The sequence below is a fragment of the Hymenobacter terrigena genome, assembly GCF_054776515.1.
The window spans coordinates 44,014-59,531 of the sequence record NZ_BAAHBU010000006.1 but is presented as its reverse complement, the minus strand read 5'-3'; the positions used below and the strand labels follow the sequence as shown (position 1 = coordinate 59,531).

Annotated in this window: 11 protein-coding genes; 7 read left to right on the top strand and 4 right to left on the bottom strand. The window is 60.7% G+C overall.

Annotated features, from left to right (window positions below):
• Nucleotides 1-32: 32 nt before the first annotated feature.
• The 3 genes from porU to ACYU7Q_RS21240 form a co-directional block, all read right to left on the bottom strand.
• A complete protein-coding gene (gene porU, locus ACYU7Q_RS21250) occupies nucleotides 33-4,058 on the bottom strand; it encodes a type IX secretion system sortase PorU (protein WP_460611467.1) in 4,026 nt (1,341 codons plus the stop codon).
• A gap of 147 nt (nucleotides 4,059-4,205) precedes the next feature.
• Entirely contained in the window at nucleotides 4,206-4,901 is a 696-nt protein-coding gene (locus tag ACYU7Q_RS21245) for a CDP-alcohol phosphatidyltransferase family protein (protein ID WP_460611466.1), read from the bottom strand.
• Nucleotides 4,902-4,967: 66 nt separating this feature from the next.
• A complete protein-coding gene (locus ACYU7Q_RS21240) occupies nucleotides 4,968-5,609 on the bottom strand; it encodes an MBL fold metallo-hydrolase (RefSeq protein ID WP_460611465.1) in 642 nt (213 codons plus the stop codon).
• A gap of 122 nt (nucleotides 5,610-5,731) precedes the next feature.
• Between ACYU7Q_RS21240 and ACYU7Q_RS21235 the strand changes: the two genes are divergently transcribed.
• The 7 genes from ACYU7Q_RS21235 to ccsA (ACYU7Q_RS21205) all read left to right on the top strand — a co-directional run bounded on the left by ACYU7Q_RS21235 (nucleotide 5,732) and on the right by ccsA (ACYU7Q_RS21205) (nucleotide 15,267).
• Nucleotides 5,732-6,808, top strand: a complete 1,077-nt coding sequence (locus tag ACYU7Q_RS21235; RefSeq protein ID WP_460611464.1) for an NAD(P)/FAD-dependent oxidoreductase — start codon at nucleotides 5,732-5,734, stop codon at nucleotides 6,806-6,808.
• 224 nt (nucleotides 6,809-7,032) lie between these two features.
• The gene (locus ACYU7Q_RS21230) at nucleotides 7,033-10,290 is read left to right on the top strand and encodes a hypothetical protein (RefSeq protein WP_460611463.1); all 3,258 of its coding nucleotides are present in this window, start codon (nucleotides 7,033-7,035) and stop codon (nucleotides 10,288-10,290) included.
• A gap of 132 nt (nucleotides 10,291-10,422) precedes the next feature.
• Nucleotides 10,423-11,091 (top strand): heme exporter protein CcmB, encoded by a 669-nt coding sequence (locus ACYU7Q_RS21225; protein ID WP_460611527.1) that lies wholly within the window; start codon nucleotides 10,423-10,425, stop codon nucleotides 11,089-11,091.
• Between the two features lie 2 nt (nucleotides 11,092-11,093).
• Nucleotides 11,094-11,759, top strand: a complete 666-nt coding sequence (gene ccsA, locus ACYU7Q_RS21220) for a cytochrome c biogenesis protein CcsA (RefSeq protein ID WP_342295917.1) — start codon at nucleotides 11,094-11,096, stop codon at nucleotides 11,757-11,759.
• Nucleotides 11,749-11,994 (top strand): CcmD family protein, encoded by a 246-nt coding sequence (locus ACYU7Q_RS21215; protein WP_460611462.1) that lies wholly within the window; start codon nucleotides 11,749-11,751, stop codon nucleotides 11,992-11,994. The genes ccsA (ACYU7Q_RS21220) and ACYU7Q_RS21215 overlap by 11 nt, the downstream gene beginning before the upstream one ends.
• A gap of 56 nt (nucleotides 11,995-12,050) precedes the next feature.
• Entirely contained in the window at nucleotides 12,051-12,479 is a 429-nt protein-coding gene (locus tag ACYU7Q_RS21210; protein WP_342295914.1) for a cytochrome c maturation protein CcmE domain-containing protein, read from the top strand.
• A 187-nt stretch (nucleotides 12,480-12,666) separates the two neighbouring features.
• The gene (ccsA, locus tag ACYU7Q_RS21205; protein ID WP_460611461.1) at nucleotides 12,667-15,267 is read left to right on the top strand and encodes a heme lyase CcmF/NrfE family subunit; all 2,601 of its coding nucleotides are present in this window, start codon (nucleotides 12,667-12,669) and stop codon (nucleotides 15,265-15,267) included.
• Between the two features lie 15 nt (nucleotides 15,268-15,282).
• Here the strand turns inward: ccsA (ACYU7Q_RS21205) and ACYU7Q_RS21200 are convergent, their stop codons facing one another.
• Nucleotides 15,283-15,483 (bottom strand): hypothetical protein, encoded by a 201-nt coding sequence (locus ACYU7Q_RS21200; RefSeq protein ID WP_460611460.1) that lies wholly within the window; start codon nucleotides 15,481-15,483, stop codon nucleotides 15,283-15,285.
• Nucleotides 15,484-15,518 lie beyond the last annotated feature (35 nt).

Genomic DNA, 15,518 nt, shown 5'->3' with positions numbered 1-15,518 from the left:
CCAGGCGTGGCCCGGGCGCAAATAAAAGCGGATTAATTGAGGATGACGAGTTTTTCGTATTTCGAAGCCACCGAGTTGTTGCGCTGCGAACGCACGGTGAGGCGGTAAACGTACACGCCGCGAGCCAGTTGGTCGTCGTAATCGTCGCGGCCATTCCAGCTGATGCTCTGCTGGTGAGCTACGGTGCTGGGCACAATGGCATTGAGGGTGCGCACCAGGTGGCCGGCCACGGTGAAAATCTGTACTTGTACGTCCAAGTTGTCGGGCTCGCTGCCGGCCTGGTTGTGGTCGAAGAAGAACGTAGTGGAGTGAGCAAACGGATTGGGGTAGTTGAGCACATGGTCGAGCGCCAGCTTCACGTCGTGGGCCACCACAAACTCAATTTCCTTCTCAGCCGAGTTGTTATAGGTGTCCCAGGCTTTAAGGGTGAGAGAATGCGGGCCGGTGGCGAGGTCTTTGAACAAATTCTTCACGCTGCCCGAAGTAAAATCACCAACGTTAGCCACATAGCTGTCGTTCAATACCAACTGCTTATTAGAGTCGTGGTCGAGGATGGCCGTGATGTCGTGGCCAATGCCCGTGCCCGTGGTATTGATGCCGTTTTCGTCGGCCAAATCGGCCAGCAGCGTGGTGTTCTGGCCCGTGACGCCCCCAAACACGAACGCCCTGCTGTCCATAAACAGGCTGATGCGCGGCGGCTGGTTGTCCTCGGGCGCATTGCGGGCCGCGCCGCCCACCAGCCGGGGCTGGTAGCCGTTGGCATCGATGTTTTGCGTACCATCAGAAGCGTAGAGGCTGATTTTGCCCATTCCCACCTGGTAGTTGATGTCCTTGGGCACCACGAATACCAGGCTAAACTTGCCATTCACCACATCGGCCTGCCCGCCATAAATCACGCTTTCCTGAATGCTGACGGGTACCACAGTATCATCGGGCTCATTGCCGAGGGTCTTCACGGTGGTGGGCTTGTCGTAAATCGTGACCTGGGCCCGGCCGGTAAAGGTCGAATTCAGCGTGCCATTATTCAGCAACTGGCCGTGCAGGCGGATGCGCGCCAGCGCGTGCAGCGTATCGGCGTTCACCCAATCCTTGCCAATGCGCTGGCGCACGCTGTCGAGCACCACCGTTTGCTTGGGGTAGGCCAGCACCATGCTGGGGTCGGCCAGCAGCGCATAGTTGCGGTTGTTGATGCCGCCGGCCTGATAGTCATTCTTGCTCATCATCACAATGGTCCCGATGTTGGGCATGCGGCCATTGATGGGCTGAAGCACCCGGTTGAAGTAGCGCTGATTGAGGCCGGCGTTGAGGCCGGCCTCAACCACGCGGGTGGTGGTGAAGAGCCCCACGGCTCCACCCGTGGCGTTATCGGTGAGCGACTGCTCGCCGGCCGAGGTGAAATCGGGGTTGTCGTAGGTGCTGAAATCGCAGGTGCCGGTGGTGAAGAACGTCAAGTTGTTGGGGTTGCGCAGGGCCAGCACCGAGGCGTTGGTCACAATCTGCTCATCGGCTAGGCCCTTGGGGCCGCCATGGCCCAGGTAGTTCACAATCAGCGAGCCCTGCTCCACCGACTGGTCGATGGCGCGGTTGGCATCGGGCGAGCGTTGGCCGGCGGCCACGGCCTGCTGGGCGTACAGGTCCAGATACACTTTGTGCACGTTGTAGACCGGCGCGGTGGAGTTGATGATGTTGGCAATGCCATCCGACCCAATACCACTGTCGATGAAGATGTTGCCATTCCCATCATCTGACACCAAGGTAATGCGGTTGCGCCACTTGCCGTAGGCGGCCGCAGCATCGTAGCCAATCACCTTGTCTATCACTTGCTGGGCCTGGGTGGTATTGCGCGGCTCGCCTTTGGGCATTCGCACTGGCAGACGGCCTACCCCAATATCAAACAACTCACTGCCAATATTCTGCTCATCCCACTCGCCTTCGTTGTCATCCAACAGGGCGTAGAAATCATCGGAAGAATAGCTGGCCGAACCGTAGAAGCCCGAGGGATACGACGGGTAAGGCGACTGCGACTCCCGCGACTCGTAGGTAGGCACGTAGTTCTGGTTGAAAGCATCGTAGTCAGCGTCGGTTTTGAAGGGCACCCTTTTCTTCTTCCACCAGTCTGGCTCGGCGCTTTTGTCGTTCGTAGGGTCCGACTTGTAGTCGTACGAGGCATCGCCCAGCAGCAGCAGCTGCATGCTTTTGCCGGCCGGGGCGCGGTCGTACAGCATCTTCATGAAATCACGAATGGCCGACACATCCTGTCCGCCCGAGCCAAACTCGTTATATACCTGGCTGGGCGTCACCACTTGCACTTTCAAACCATCGTGCGTAGTTCGGTGAGCGGCCAACTGGTTGGCCTGCGCCATGAACGCGGGATGCGTCAGAATAACAAGGTCTATCATGCGCGCGCCAGCAGTGCTGTTGAGCACGTGCAGGTCTTGGTTAGCCACTTTCCCAAAGGCCCGCACGGGATGGTCAGAGAAGTCGCCACCTGGCTGCAGGGCCACAAACTCGCGCACCGTATCGGCCGGGGCGATGAAGCTGCCGCTGGCATCGAGCGTCATGGCCTGCGGGTGGCGCGGGTTGGTCACGTCCCACACCACAGCCCCCGTGGGCAGGCCGGCAAACACGTAGCGGTTCTGCGCGCCGGGGCCAACGTTGGCCAGCGTGCGAAACTCCAGCTGCGCCCCGCTGAGCTTGAGCAGGCGCTCGGCATTGATTTCGAAAAAGTCGAGGTAGCCGCTGGCGCCGGGGTCGCCGCTGTTATACGTCAGGCCCAGCTTTAGCTCGGCGCCCGGTGCGCTTAACGCCAATTGGTTGGTAGCTGATGTTACAATGGCATCGGGCGAAAACGGCTGGCCAGAACGGGCATCGATGGGCTGCGTGGCCAGCGGCTGCCCATTCAGCGTGAGCTGGAAAGCGCTGGGAGCCGAGGAGCTGGCCACCAGATTCGTAGTGACGCGCACAGGGCTATTGGGCACCAAATCGCTGATTCCGCCCAACACAAACTCCTGCGTGCCGCCCGTCTGAAATCCCTCGCCCACCCAGTTGCGGCCCGAGTGCAGCAGGTTCACTAGGTCGTGTTCGTAAAAGTCGCGGTAGGTGAAATTGGTGATGCTCGCAGGCGAGCCCGTGGCGGGCACGGCCGCCTTCGTCGATACGCGCTTGCCCGGCCGCGCATCCACCTTCACGAAGTAGTAAGCCGTATCGGTATAAACATTATTACGATGCCGGAACATCCCGCCCTGCGCCGCCCAGGTATGCGCGCCAGGCGAATAGAACAGGAAATACTCGTTGTCATCGAGCACGTTGTCATTGTTGCTGTTGACAAACAGAATCTCATTTTCCGCCAGGTCATCGGGCCGGTACACGGCGTTGGCCTGAGGCAGGATGCCCATGGCATTGCCGTACAAATGCAGGTTGTTGGGGTTGATGCCCGACGGCAGGCCCAGTCTGCTCAGCGTAGCTTTATCTAGTTTATAAATGCCGCTCTTGTTGTTGCCGTTTTCGGCCACCCCCAGCTTATACCAGTCGCCGCTTTGCAGCACCGAATGGCTGGCGTAGTTCCGGGTAGAGGCCGTGCCCCGGGCGGCTATGCCGGCCCCGCTGGGCGTGTAGCGATAGTCGAACGAAACCAGACGCTCGGGCAGGCCACTCTGGGGGCCGCGCCGCACGGGCCGCAAACGCAGGAACGTGACGGCCTGCTTCATCTCGATACCGGTGATGAGTTGGGCTTCGGGGCCGGCCGGCAGCTTGCTGAGGTTGTAGAGCTTGGCATCGGCCGCCGAGAACGGCTCGTACACCATGTTGAGAAACTCGCCTTGGCGCACAGCCCCATTCAGGCGCAAACTGAACCAGCCCACCTGGTCATCCAGGGCCAACTGAGCTTCGCTGAAACCGGGCACTTTCTGCTTGCGTGGGTTCAGGGTGGGCACCTCGATGTAGCCGCCCCACTTCACTACGCCGTGGGCCGTGGTAACATCCGACTGGGCTCGAACCACCGGGGCCGCTGCCCCCACGATGATTCCCACGAATGCAACAAAGAGGAGAGAAAGACGCATATACCTTACTAATTGAGACTTGTTCCCTGTATGCCCTGTCTGTCACGTAGTGGTTCCCGCAACAGCACCACCGGTCGGCAGGTTCACCCGGTAGTGGCTTCTTAACAACCAAATAATCTATTTATTGCGTCCCTGCATCCAACAATACTACCGAACGGCCGTTTTTGGCACCGAGAGCAGCACGTAGAGCAGCACCACCAGCGGCACCGCGGCGGCCTTCAGCACCAGCAATAATCCTGCCGCCAGCAGCAGGAAAATGAACCGCCGCCGGTTATCGGCCCAGCGGAAGGTTTTAAACTTGAGGGCAAACAAAGGCAATTCGGCCACCAGCAGCCCCGAGAGCAGCAGCGTGAGGCCCACCAACACCAAGGGATTCAGAATAACCGGGGCAATGCCAAACTGGTCGTAGGCCAGAATGAGGGGCAGCGACGCCACCACCAGCGTACAAGCCGGGGTGGGCAGGCCGATGAAGGAAGTCGTCTGCCGGGTGTCGTTGTTGAACTTGGCCAGCCGCAGGGCCGAGAAAATGCTGACCAAGAAGCCGAAATAGGGTGCCCATTCCGGCAGCCCGCCCGTACCCACGCTCCGCGTGAGCAACTGGAAGAAAATGGCGCCCGGCACCACCCCGAAAGAAACCATGTCGGCCAGCGAATCGAGGTCTTTGCCGATGGCGGAGGATACGCGCAGGGCCCGGGCCAGCAGGCCATCGGCGAAGTCGGCGGCGGCGGCGGCGGCCACAAACCACGCCCCCATTTCCAGCCGGCCGGCAAAAATATTGGTCAGCGCCAGGCAGCCGCAGAGCAGGTTGAGGGAGGTTACGGCGTTGGGCAGGTGTCGTTTCAAAAGGAGAGGCGAAGTGAGGATGGTGAAGGAGCAAGAACGCCAGGCACAGCTTGGCGCAGAGTAGTTTTAGTTAAGAAACGGATTGCCGCGCCGCTCCTCGCCGATGGTGGTGGCGGGGCCGTGGCCGGGGTACACCACGGTATCATCGGGCAAGGTCATGAGCTCGGTTTCGATGCTGTGCAGCAGCGTGGCGTGGTCGCCGCCGGGCAAGTCGGTGCGGCCGATGCTGCGCTGAAACAACACGTCGCCGCCAATGACCGTGGCCGTGGGCGCGTGGTAGAACACGACATGCCCCGGCGCGTGGCCCGGCGTGAAACGCACTTCTAGCTCGGTTTCGCCGATGTGGATGGGCTGGCCGGCCACCAGCTCGCCGGTGGGTTCGGCCGGCTGGTATTGCGGGAAGCCGTAGTTGCCGGCGTAGGTGGGCACGGCGCGCAGCGTGGGCAGGTCGAGCCGATGCAGCAGGAATGGCGTGCCGGGCCAGGTGTTGAGCACAAATTGGTTGCCCAGCACGTGGTCGATGTGCGCGTGGGTATTCAGCAGCAGTACTACTTGTAAATTATTATCCTCCACGTACTCCCGCAGCGCCTGCTGCTCGGCGGGCATGTAGCAGCCGGGGTCCACGATGGCGCACTGCCGGGTGGCCTCGTCAATGAGCAGGTAGGTGTTTTCGGAAAAAGGGTTGAAGGTGAAACCAGCGACAGTCATGGCAAAACAGAGGGTCTGAGCAATGCGGAAAGGTACGACGCTGGGCGGAATGAGGAATTAAGAGCGGCGAAAACGTCTGTCACCCCGTCCCTCATTTGCCCAGTGTCCTTACCTTGCCGGCCATGACGGACTGTGATTTTCTGGTGGTGGGCCACGGCATTGCGGGCGCCACGCTGGCTTATGTATTGCGCGAGCGGGGCCACCGGGTGCTGGTGTACGACCCCGGCCAGGAAAACTCGGCCTCCAATGTAGCGGCTGGCCTGATGAACCCCGTGGCGGGCAAGCGCTTCGCCCTCACCTGGCGGGCGGCCGAGCTATTACCCTTCGCAGCTACGTTCTACCGCGAATTGGAGCTGCGCTACCAGCAGTCGTTTTTCACCGAAGCGCCCATTTTCAAAATATTCAGCTCGGTAGAAGAGCAGAATGCCATACTGGCCCGCAGCGCCGACAACCCGTGGGGCGATTTTGTAGCTGGTTTCGCCACCACCGACCCCGGCCTGCCCGGCGTGAACGCGCCCTTCGGCGGGGCGTGGCTGCGTAACGGCGGCCACGTAGCCGTGCGCGAACTGCTGGCCAGCATGGCCGCCGAAGGCACCCGCGCTGGCTGGCTGCGCCACGAAACGTTTGACTGGAATCAGCTGGTTTTCGAACCCTCCGGAGCCGAGTACGCCGGGCAGGTGCGGGCCCACCATGTCATCTGCTGCGAAGGGGCGGCCGCCGTGCGCAACCCCTACTTCAACTGGTTGCCGCTCACGCCTAACCAAGGCGAGGTACTGGATGTGGAATGCCCGGGCCTGAGCCCGGCCCAGGTGCTTAATCGGGGGGCCTATGTGGTGCCGGTGGGCGCAGAGCGGTTTCGGGTAGGCGCGACCTACCGCTGGCCGCCATTTTCGGACGGCCCCACGGCCGTGGGCCGGGAAGAACTGGCCGCCCGGCTCAGCGTGGTGACCGACCTGCCGTTTGCCGTAACGGGGCAGCGGGCCGGGGTGCGGCCCGCCGTGCGCGACCGCCGGCCGCTGGTAGGCCCCCACCCCACCGTGCCCGCATTAAGCTTTTGCGGCGGCTACGGGTCTAAAGGCGTGATGCTGGCCCCCCGGCTGGCGGTATTGCTGGCCGATTTTCTGACCAATCAGTCCGAGCTTTGGCCCGATGCCAGCTTGCAGCGCTACAACGCCTTACGGCCGGTTAGCGTAATTTAAACCCCTATTGCGCGCGGCTCCGGGCGGAGCGGTGGCGCTCCATTTGCCCGGTCAGTGTGCGGCCGGATAACAATTCTCTGTTAATGCTTTTATTGCAGCCCGGGCGGGCGGTTCCGGTACTGCGCAGGTAGGCGGCGCGGGCCGCAAATTTTTTAGCGTTTCGGCGGATTAATTTTTGTTTTTGCTCGTTGGTTCCCATTATGACCATTCCACTATCCACTACTATGAAGCGTACGCTCGGGGCTCTGGCGTTGCTCCTGCCGATGCTCTGCCCGCCTACGGCCCGGGCCCAAACGGCGCAGGAGCCTTTCGGCCGGGTACGCATCCAATACAAGGATTTTCGTTGGCAGCAGCTCAGCACCCAGAATTTCAACGTGATGTACTACGACGGCGGCCAGGCCAGTGCCCGCCGTGCCGCCGAGTACGCCGAGAAGGAGCTGCAACGCATCACGGCGCTTATCGGCTACTATCCGTACTCGAAATCGACGCTGCTGTTCTATAATTCGGTGGGCGACTTGCGCCAGAGCAACATCGGCCTCACCGCCACCCAGCAGCAGATAAACGGGGGCGAAACCCCGCTGGCCCGCATGAGCAAGGTCCAGATTGCCTTCACCGGCGAGGAAACCGAGTTCAAGCGCCAGCTCAGCACCCAGATAACCGAGGTGCTGCTCAATGACATGATGTACGGCGGCTCGCTGAAGGAAGTGCTCCAGAGCAGCTACCTGTTGCAGCTGCCCGACTGGTTTATCGGCGGGGCTTCGGCCTACGCCGCCGAGGGCTGGAGCGTGGACATGGACGGCTACATGCGCGACATGACCAAGCAGTACCCCACCGGCAACCGCACGGCCCCGTTTTTCCTGCGCAATTCCAAGCTGGCCGGCCAGAGCATCTGGAACTACGTGGCCGAGCGCTACGGCTACACCACCATTCAGAACATCCTGAACCTGACGCGCATAACCCGCGACGTAGAAGTTGGCATCAGTTCATCACTGAACGTGCCGTTTAAGGTTTTCCTGAAAGACTGGCTCACGTACTACCGCGAGCTTAATGGCCAGCCCGTGGCTACGCTGGTGGAGCCCGATAAGAAATTCCGCCAGAGCGGCCGCAACCGGCACGCCGATGTGTTCTCGCAACCCATTGTGAGTCCTAACGGCAAGCAAGTGGCTTACGCCCAGAACGAAGGCGGCCGCTACCGTGTGATGGTGGTGGACCGCGACGGCCGCCACCGCCGCACCCTGAGCCGCGGCGGCTACCACACCCCCGACCAGCAAGTGGAAACCCGCCTGCCCGTGCTGGCCTGGCGCGGCAACTCCCAGGTGGCCGTGGCCGAAATGAGCCGGGGCGAAATGGCCCTGCACCTGCGCGATGCCGACGGCCGCGGCCTGGTGCGCCGGGTGCGCGAAGCCATTCGGTTCTCGCACCCGGCCTCGTTGTTCGCCGCCTACGACCAGATATTGAGCATGAGCTACTCGCCCGATGGCAAAGCCTTGGCATTTAGCGCCGTGCGCAATGGACAGAACGACATTTACCTGTTGCGCGCCGGCAGCCGCAAAGTGGAGCAGCTCACCGATGACTTATTCGACGACGTGCAGCCGGTGTTTCTGCCCGGTAGTCAGGCACTGGTGTTCAGCTCCAACCGCTACCTCGATTCGCTGGGCCGCGCCCGGCCGGCCACGTTCCAGAACGTGGTGAACAACTACGACTTATTCCAGTACCACCTCGACGGCCGCGCCACGCCGGTTGAGACGCTGGTGAGTACGATTTCGAACGAAACCCGCCCCCGCGCCATCTCCGACGATGAAATTCTGTACCTCGGCGAGGAGAGCGGCGTGCGCGCCCTGTATCGGTATTCGCTGAAAACCAAGCAGCACGCGCTGCTGACCAACTGGTTGCCGAATACGCAGGACTTTGATTACAGCCCGCAGACTTCGGCGCTGGTATTTGTGGCCCCGGCGCAGGCCCGCGACATTCTGTATGTGTACCCCGAGTACCCGTTGCCGACCACGCTGCCCCTCACCAAAACCGCCCGCCAGCAAACGCTGGAAGAACGGTCGGCCGCGCCGCGGGCTGCTACCCCCAAGCCGGCCGCGCCAGCCCCCACACAAGCCGCTGCTACTGCAGTTGAGCCCGCCGCTACGGATACTACTTCGCAGCCAGCCACCCGCCGCGAGCGCCGCAAAGCCAACGAAGCGGTGAACACCAGCGACTACCAGTTTGAGGAAGATGAGCCCGTGCAGGCTGCCGCGGCCAAACGCCGGCGCCTCACGCCTACCGCCGCCTCTACAGCGGCGGTGGCCACGGCCAAAGCGCAGGCCGAAGCCCCGGCGCTCACTGGTCCTTTCCGCTACGATACGCGCTTTATGGCCGATAACGTGTCGACTTCGCTTTACATGGACCCGCTGCTGGGCCTCGGCCTCCAGTTCAAGGCGGCCCTGACCGATGTACTGGAAAACCAGCGCATTGATGCCAGCCTGTTTGGACTATTCGACCTGCGCACCAGCAACATCCGAGCCTCCTACACCAACCTGACCAAGCGCTACGACTGGGGTATTTCTTACCAGAAGCAAGCTTACTTCTTCGACCTCGACGACGGCCGCTACCGCTACGGCCGCCACGAAATCGCCCCCACCATTGCCTACCCGCTCACCCACAACCTGAGTGTGCGCGGTGGCCCGCGCTTCGTAAGCATCTCGCGTACCCGGCTGGGCGATGTGTCGACGGAAACCGACCAGAGCTACAACTACTTGGGCTACAACGGTGAGTTGGTGTTTGATAACAGCATCAATACTGGCGTGAACATGGTGAGCGGTACCCGCCTGAAGGCCAGCGTCCTGAACCTGACCAACTTAAACAGCCAGAGCATGAGCTTCGGCAAGTTTGTCATCGACCTGCGCCACTACCAGAAAATCAGCCGCTCTATTGTATGGGCCAACCGAGCCAGCTACGGGCAGTTTTTTGGCCCCCGGCCGCAGGTGTTCCGCATCGGCGGTATGGATGATTGGCTGAATTCTGGCTACACCGGTTCCCGCTTTCTGACCGACTATCAGGCTCCCGACCAAGTGTTCAACCAGGAATTTGTGACCAACCTGCGCGGCTTCGATTACAGCGCCCGTAGCGGCCCGCGCTACGTTTTGTTCAACAGCGAGTTGCGCATTCCCATTGTGCAGTACTTCGCGCACCGGCCCATTTACTCGGGCTTTTTCCGCAACCTGCAACTGGTGGGCTTCACCGATGCCGGCACTGCATATTCGGGCACCAATCCATTTGGTACGGATAACTCGGCCAATACTGTAACCAAGCAGTACAACCAGTACTTTGGGGCTACGGTCACCAATTTCAGCAACCCCTTGCTTATTGGCTACGGCGTGGGTGCACGCACCACGCTACTGGGCTTTTATGGCAAAGTAGACGTGGCCTGGGGCCAGGAAGACTACGTAACCCACGGTCCGAAATTTTACTTCACGCTGGGCTACGACTTCTAAAGGCCTTCTTAAAAAGTGAGTCCTACCTGGAAGGTCCTGTTGAGCCCTGCTCGACAGGACCTTCTTTTTTTATACCCCTCAGCGACCGGTCCGGTCGTATCTTTGCGGCCCGAAACCAACCCGTTGCCTGTGCTGCTCCGCGAAATTTCTACTCTGCTGGCCAAAGACTTCCGCCTGGAATGGCGGCAGCGGGCGGCGCTGGGCGGGCTGCTGCTCTACGTGGGCAGCACGGTATTCGTGTGTTTTCTGAGCTTTAGCCTGCGCGGGGGCACGCCCCCGCCCCCGGCCTGGAACGCGCTGCTGTGGGTCATTCTGCTCTTCGCCGCCATCAACGCCGTGGCCAAGGGCTTTATGCAGGAAAGCCCCGGCCAGCGGCTGTATTACTACACGCTGGTGCGGCCACAGGCTGTTATTCTGGCCAAAATTCTTTACAACACGCTGCTGCTCACAGCTGTGGCGTTGTTGGGCTTGTTTCTCTACACCGTATTTCTGGGCAACCCGATTCAGGATGCGCCGCTGTTCGTGGCCAATCTGGTGCTCGGGGCCGTGGGCTTTGCCACCACGCTCACGCTGGTGTCGGGCATCGCGGCCAAGGCGGGCGGCAACGGGGCCACGCTCATGGCCATCCTCGGCTTCCCGCTGATGGTGCCCATGCTACTGCTGCTCATCAAGGTGAGCAAGAATGCGCTGGACGGGCTCGACCGCAGCGTGAGCCAGCAGTCGCTGCTCACGCTCCTGGCCCTGAACATGTTGGTGGGCGCTGTGTCTTATTTGTTGTTTCCTTTTTTGTGGAGGGGTTGAGTATGAAATGGACCTGGTGGAAGGTGTTGACCGTGGTGTTTTTGCTGTATTCGGCAGCGGCGGGCTTTTTGCTGCCGGTACCCCGGCTGGCCATTGTGAACGAGAGCATTCGCAACCTGTATTTCCACGTGCCCATGTGGTTTGCCATGATGGTGATTCTGGGCACGTCGGTGTTCCGCTCGATGCAGTACCTGCGCAATCCGTCGGCCCGGCTGGACATTCTCAGCCACGAGGCTGCCAAGTCGGGCATCGTGCTGGGGCTGCTGGGCCTGGCTACGGGCAGCCTGTGGGCCAAATACACTTGGGGCGCCTGGTGGACGCCCGACCCGCGCCTGAACGCCGCGGCCGTGGCCATGCTCATCTACGGGGCTTACTTGGTGCTGCGTGGCTCGTTCCGCGACGAGCAACAGCGGGCCCGTGTGTCGGCCATCTACAACATTTTCGCGTTTGCGGCGGCCATTCCGCTGCTATTTATCCTGCCGCGTCTGGCGGGCAACTCGCTGCACCCCGGCCAGACCGGCAACCCCGGCTTTAACAAATACGACCTCGACAGCACCATGCGGATGGTGTTTTACCCCGCCGTCATCGGCTGGATTCTCTTTGCTTTCTGGATGACTCAGGTGAGCAGCCGGCTGGCCTTCTTGCAATTGAAAATCGATGAAAAATAACCTCTTGACCCGTTTGTTCGGCGCGTTTGGCCTGCTGCAACTCCTGTTGTTCACCGCTACCACGGCCCTGGCCCAAGCCCCCGGCACCGAGGCTCCCGAAATGGCCGACGCGTTGCGGGCCAACGGCAAAATCTACGTGGTGGTGGCGGCTGTGGTCATCATCGTGGCCGGCCTGCTATTTTACCTCATCTCGCTCGACCGCAAGGTGAGCAAGCTGGAGAAAGAAATAAAGTAGCCCAAACCGTGCCCCCGCGGCACCCGAACGCTGTTACCGCTGTTAGCTATATCCGTATGAAAAAGTCGCACCTCTTCGTTCTGGCCATCATTGCAGTGGCCGCTGCCATCATCCTCAGCACCACCGCCGATGCCAGCGTGTACGTAGGCTTTGGCGAGGCCCGCGCCCGCGCCGCCGAAGGCAATACCACCAAAGTGCACGTAGTAGGCAAGCTGCCGCGCGATGCGCAAAAGCACCCGCTGGGCCTGGAATACGACCCCATGACGGACCCCAACTACTTCGCCTTCACGCTGGTAGACACCACCCATCTGGCCCAGCGCGTGGTGTACAACAACCCCAAGCCCCAGGATTTTGATGCCTCCGAGCAGGTGGTTATTACCGGCTGCATGAAAGGCGACGTGTTCATGGCCGATAACATTCTGTTGAAGTGCCCCAGCAAGTACGTGAAGAAGGATTTGAAGGGCGCGACGGCTTCGGTCAACTAAGCATTGATAGTGCTTGCCATAAAACCAGGCGGTGCCGGCAACGAATAATCGTTGCCGGCACCGCCTGGTTTTTTCATTGCTTTATCCGGCTCAAAAGCCCGAGCTGGCGACTTTTTCCTCGACCACTTGTTGTTGAACCTGCCGGCTCCGGCGGCGCGGCCGTAAATTTGCCCGATATTCTTTGCTTATGAACTTATTAGTAGGACAAATTGGCCACCTCAGCGTTATCGTGGCTTTTGCGGCGGCGCTGGTGGCGGCGTATAGCTATTTCCAGGCCTCGCGGGGCCGGGCGTTGGGCGAGGAAGATGCCAGCTGGCTGCGGCTGGGGCGCGGCGCATTTTTCGTGCACGGCGCGGCCATTGTTTCGGTGATTGTGTGCCTGTTTAACATCATCCACGCGCACCGCTACGAGTATTACTATGCCTGGAGCCACAGCTCCAATCACCTGCCGGTGCAGTACATGATTTCCTGTTTCTGGGAAGGCCAGGAGGGCTCGTTTCTGCTCTGGATTTTCTGGCAGGTGGTGCTGGGCTTCTGCATCATGAAGTTTAACCGCAAGTGGGAAGCGCCGGTGATGGCCGTGTTCAGCGGCGTACAACTGTTTTTGGTGAGCATGATTCTGGGCGTGGTGCTGGGCGGGTTGAAAATTGGCTCCTCCCCTTTCATCCTGCTACGCGAGTTCCTTACCGACCTGCCGGTGTGGAAGATGAACCCCAACTTCGTGCCCAAGGACGGCACCGGCCTCAACGCCCTGCTCCAGAACTACTGGATGGTGATTCACCCGCCCACGCTGTTTCTGGGTTTTGCGCTGACGCTGGTTCCTTTCGCTTTCGCTATTGCCGCGCTCTGGAAAAAAGAGCTCACGGCCTGGGTGAAACCGGCCTTGCCCTGGACGCTCATCGGCGGCGGGGTGCTGGGCGTGGGCGTGGTGATGGGCGCGTACTGGGCCTATGAAACGCTAAACTTCGGCGGCTACTGGAACTGGGACCCGGTGGAAAACGCCGTGTACATTCCGTGGCTGGTGCTGGTGGCCTCGCTGCACGGCCTGGTGCTGTGGCAGAAGCGCCGCACCGGCCTGCGCACCGCGTTTGCACTGGTGGTAGCTACGTTCGTGCTCATTCTCTATGCCACTTTCCTGACGCGGAGCGGCGTGCTGGGCAATGCCTCGGTACACTCGTTCACGGATTTGGGCTTGTCGGGCCAGTTGTTCATTTACCTGGCGGCCTTCACGGTGCTGGCGGTGGCGCTGCTGGTGTGGCGCTGGAAGGAGATTCCGATTTCGGCCAAAGAGCTGAATGCTTACAACCCCGAACTATGGGTATTTGTGGGCGCGACGGTGCTGTGCCTCGGGGCGTTCCAGGTACTGTTCACGACCAGCATTCCGGTCTATAATTCCTTTATGGGGCTGATTGGCATTAAGACCAACGTGGCTTTGCCAGCCGACCAGATTGCCCACTATTCCAAGCTACAGCTCTGGATGGGCGTGGGCGTGGCTTTGCTCTCGGGCGTGGCTCAGATTATGTGGTGGCAGCGCAATACCAAGGAAACGCTCATCAACTCGCTTACCGCACCCACGCTGCTGGCCCTGCTGGGCACGGCGCTGGTGGTGCTGCTGGTGCGCTATAATGGCCTCACGATTTCGCCAGCTTATGTGGTGCTGACCTTGGCGGGGCTGTTTGGGGTGCTGGCCAATTTCGGCACCATTTTCACGCTGTTGCGGCGCGGGGTGCGGCTCTCGGGCGGGGCGGTAGCCCACCTGGGCATCGCGCTGATGCTGCTGGGTATTTTGGCGTCGTCGGGGTACTCCAGCATTATTTCGCGCAACGTGTCGGGGCTGCTGTATTCGCGGGAATTCACCGAGGATTTGAACCGCGACAACGTGCTGTTGTGGCGCAACGAAACCGCGCCCATGCACGGCTACCAGCTCACCTACACGGGCCAGTATTTTGAGGTACCGGGCGTGCCCGGCTACGTGGACAAGCAGTTCCTGTACCGCACCGATGACGACTACAAGGCCGTGGCCCGTGCGCCCATCGCCGTGGATGGCAAGACCTACTACAAAACCGGCGACACGCTGAACATCCTGCCGGAAAACACTTATTACCGCGTCAACTACAAGGACCAGAAATCGGGCGAGCAGTTCACGCTGTACCCCCGGGCGCAGGTAAACGAGGAAATGGGCGGCCTGCTGGCTTCTCCGGCCATCAAGAAATTCTGGGGGCATGACATTTACACGCACATCAGCTCGGTGCTGGACCCGCGCAAGGAGAAGCCCTGGAGCGAGGCCAAGGAATCGGTACTGAGCGTGGGCGACACCATTTTCCTCAACGACTACTTTGCCGTGTTCCGGGCGGTGGAGGCGGCGCATGAGACGGCCGGCCTCAACCTGCAAAAGGGTGATTTGGCTCTGCAGGCCGACATGATTGTGTACGGCGAGAAGCGGCAGTACCACGTTCATCCCGTGTTTGTGGTGCGCAACCGCATGGTGGGCAGCCTGCCCGACGAGGCCGAAGACCTGGGGGTGCGCATCACCTTCAAATCGGTGGACCCGGCCAAAGGCAAGTTCACCTTCGGCGTGAGCACTACGCAGAAGGACTACGTCATCCTGAAAGCCATGGAAAAGCCGTTTATCAATTTGCTCTGGAGCGGCACGCTGCTCATGGCCCTCGGTTTCGGCCTGAGCGTGCGGCAGCGCGGCGGCAAGGGCGTGCTGGTCGATACATCGGCCGAAGCGGAAGCCCCAGCCCAGGCCGACGGGCGGCCCGTGCGGCCCCAGCCGGTGGGCTAGTGGGTAATGGTTATTTTAGCAAAAGGCCACTCCGGATAACGGGGTGGCTTTTTTGTGGCTGATGGGCGTCGTCGTTATGGTCGCAGGCACCAAATGGAAGTTGACTTGAGCAAAGTGCGGGCTGACACATGCCAAATGCAGGTTGACATGGCCCAAATGCAGGTTGGTAAGCATCACGGGGAGGTTGGTATGCCCCAAATGCAGGTTGGATGACATCACGGATAGGTTGGATGGTCGCCAACACGGGCGGA

What these genes read in the sequence shown, in the direction of transcription:
- porU (WP_460611467.1), bottom strand. Translation starts at nt 4,058, where the DNA reads ATGCGTCTTTCTCTCCTCTTTGTTGCATTCGTGGGAATCATCGTGGGG.
- ACYU7Q_RS21240 (WP_460611465.1), bottom strand. Translation starts at nt 5,609, where the DNA reads ATGACTGTCGCTGGTTTCACCTTCAACCCTTTTTCCGAAAACACCTAC.
- ACYU7Q_RS21235 (WP_460611464.1), top strand. Translation starts at nt 5,732, where the DNA reads ATGACGGACTGTGATTTTCTGGTGGTGGGCCACGGCATTGCGGGCGCC.
- ACYU7Q_RS21230 (WP_460611463.1), top strand. Translation starts at nt 7,033, where the DNA reads ATGAAGCGTACGCTCGGGGCTCTGGCGTTGCTCCTGCCGATGCTCTGC.
- ccsA (WP_342295917.1), top strand. Translation starts at nt 11,094, where the DNA reads ATGAAATGGACCTGGTGGAAGGTGTTGACCGTGGTGTTTTTGCTGTAT.
- ACYU7Q_RS21215 (WP_460611462.1), top strand. Translation starts at nt 11,749, where the DNA reads ATGAAAAATAACCTCTTGACCCGTTTGTTCGGCGCGTTTGGCCTGCTG.
- ACYU7Q_RS21210 (WP_342295914.1), top strand. Translation starts at nt 12,051, where the DNA reads ATGAAAAAGTCGCACCTCTTCGTTCTGGCCATCATTGCAGTGGCCGCT.
- ccsA (WP_460611461.1), top strand. Translation starts at nt 12,667, where the DNA reads ATGAACTTATTAGTAGGACAAATTGGCCACCTCAGCGTTATCGTGGCT.
- ACYU7Q_RS21200 (WP_460611460.1), bottom strand. Translation starts at nt 15,483, where the DNA reads ATGTCATCCAACCTGCATTTGGGGCATACCAACCTCCCCGTGATGCTT.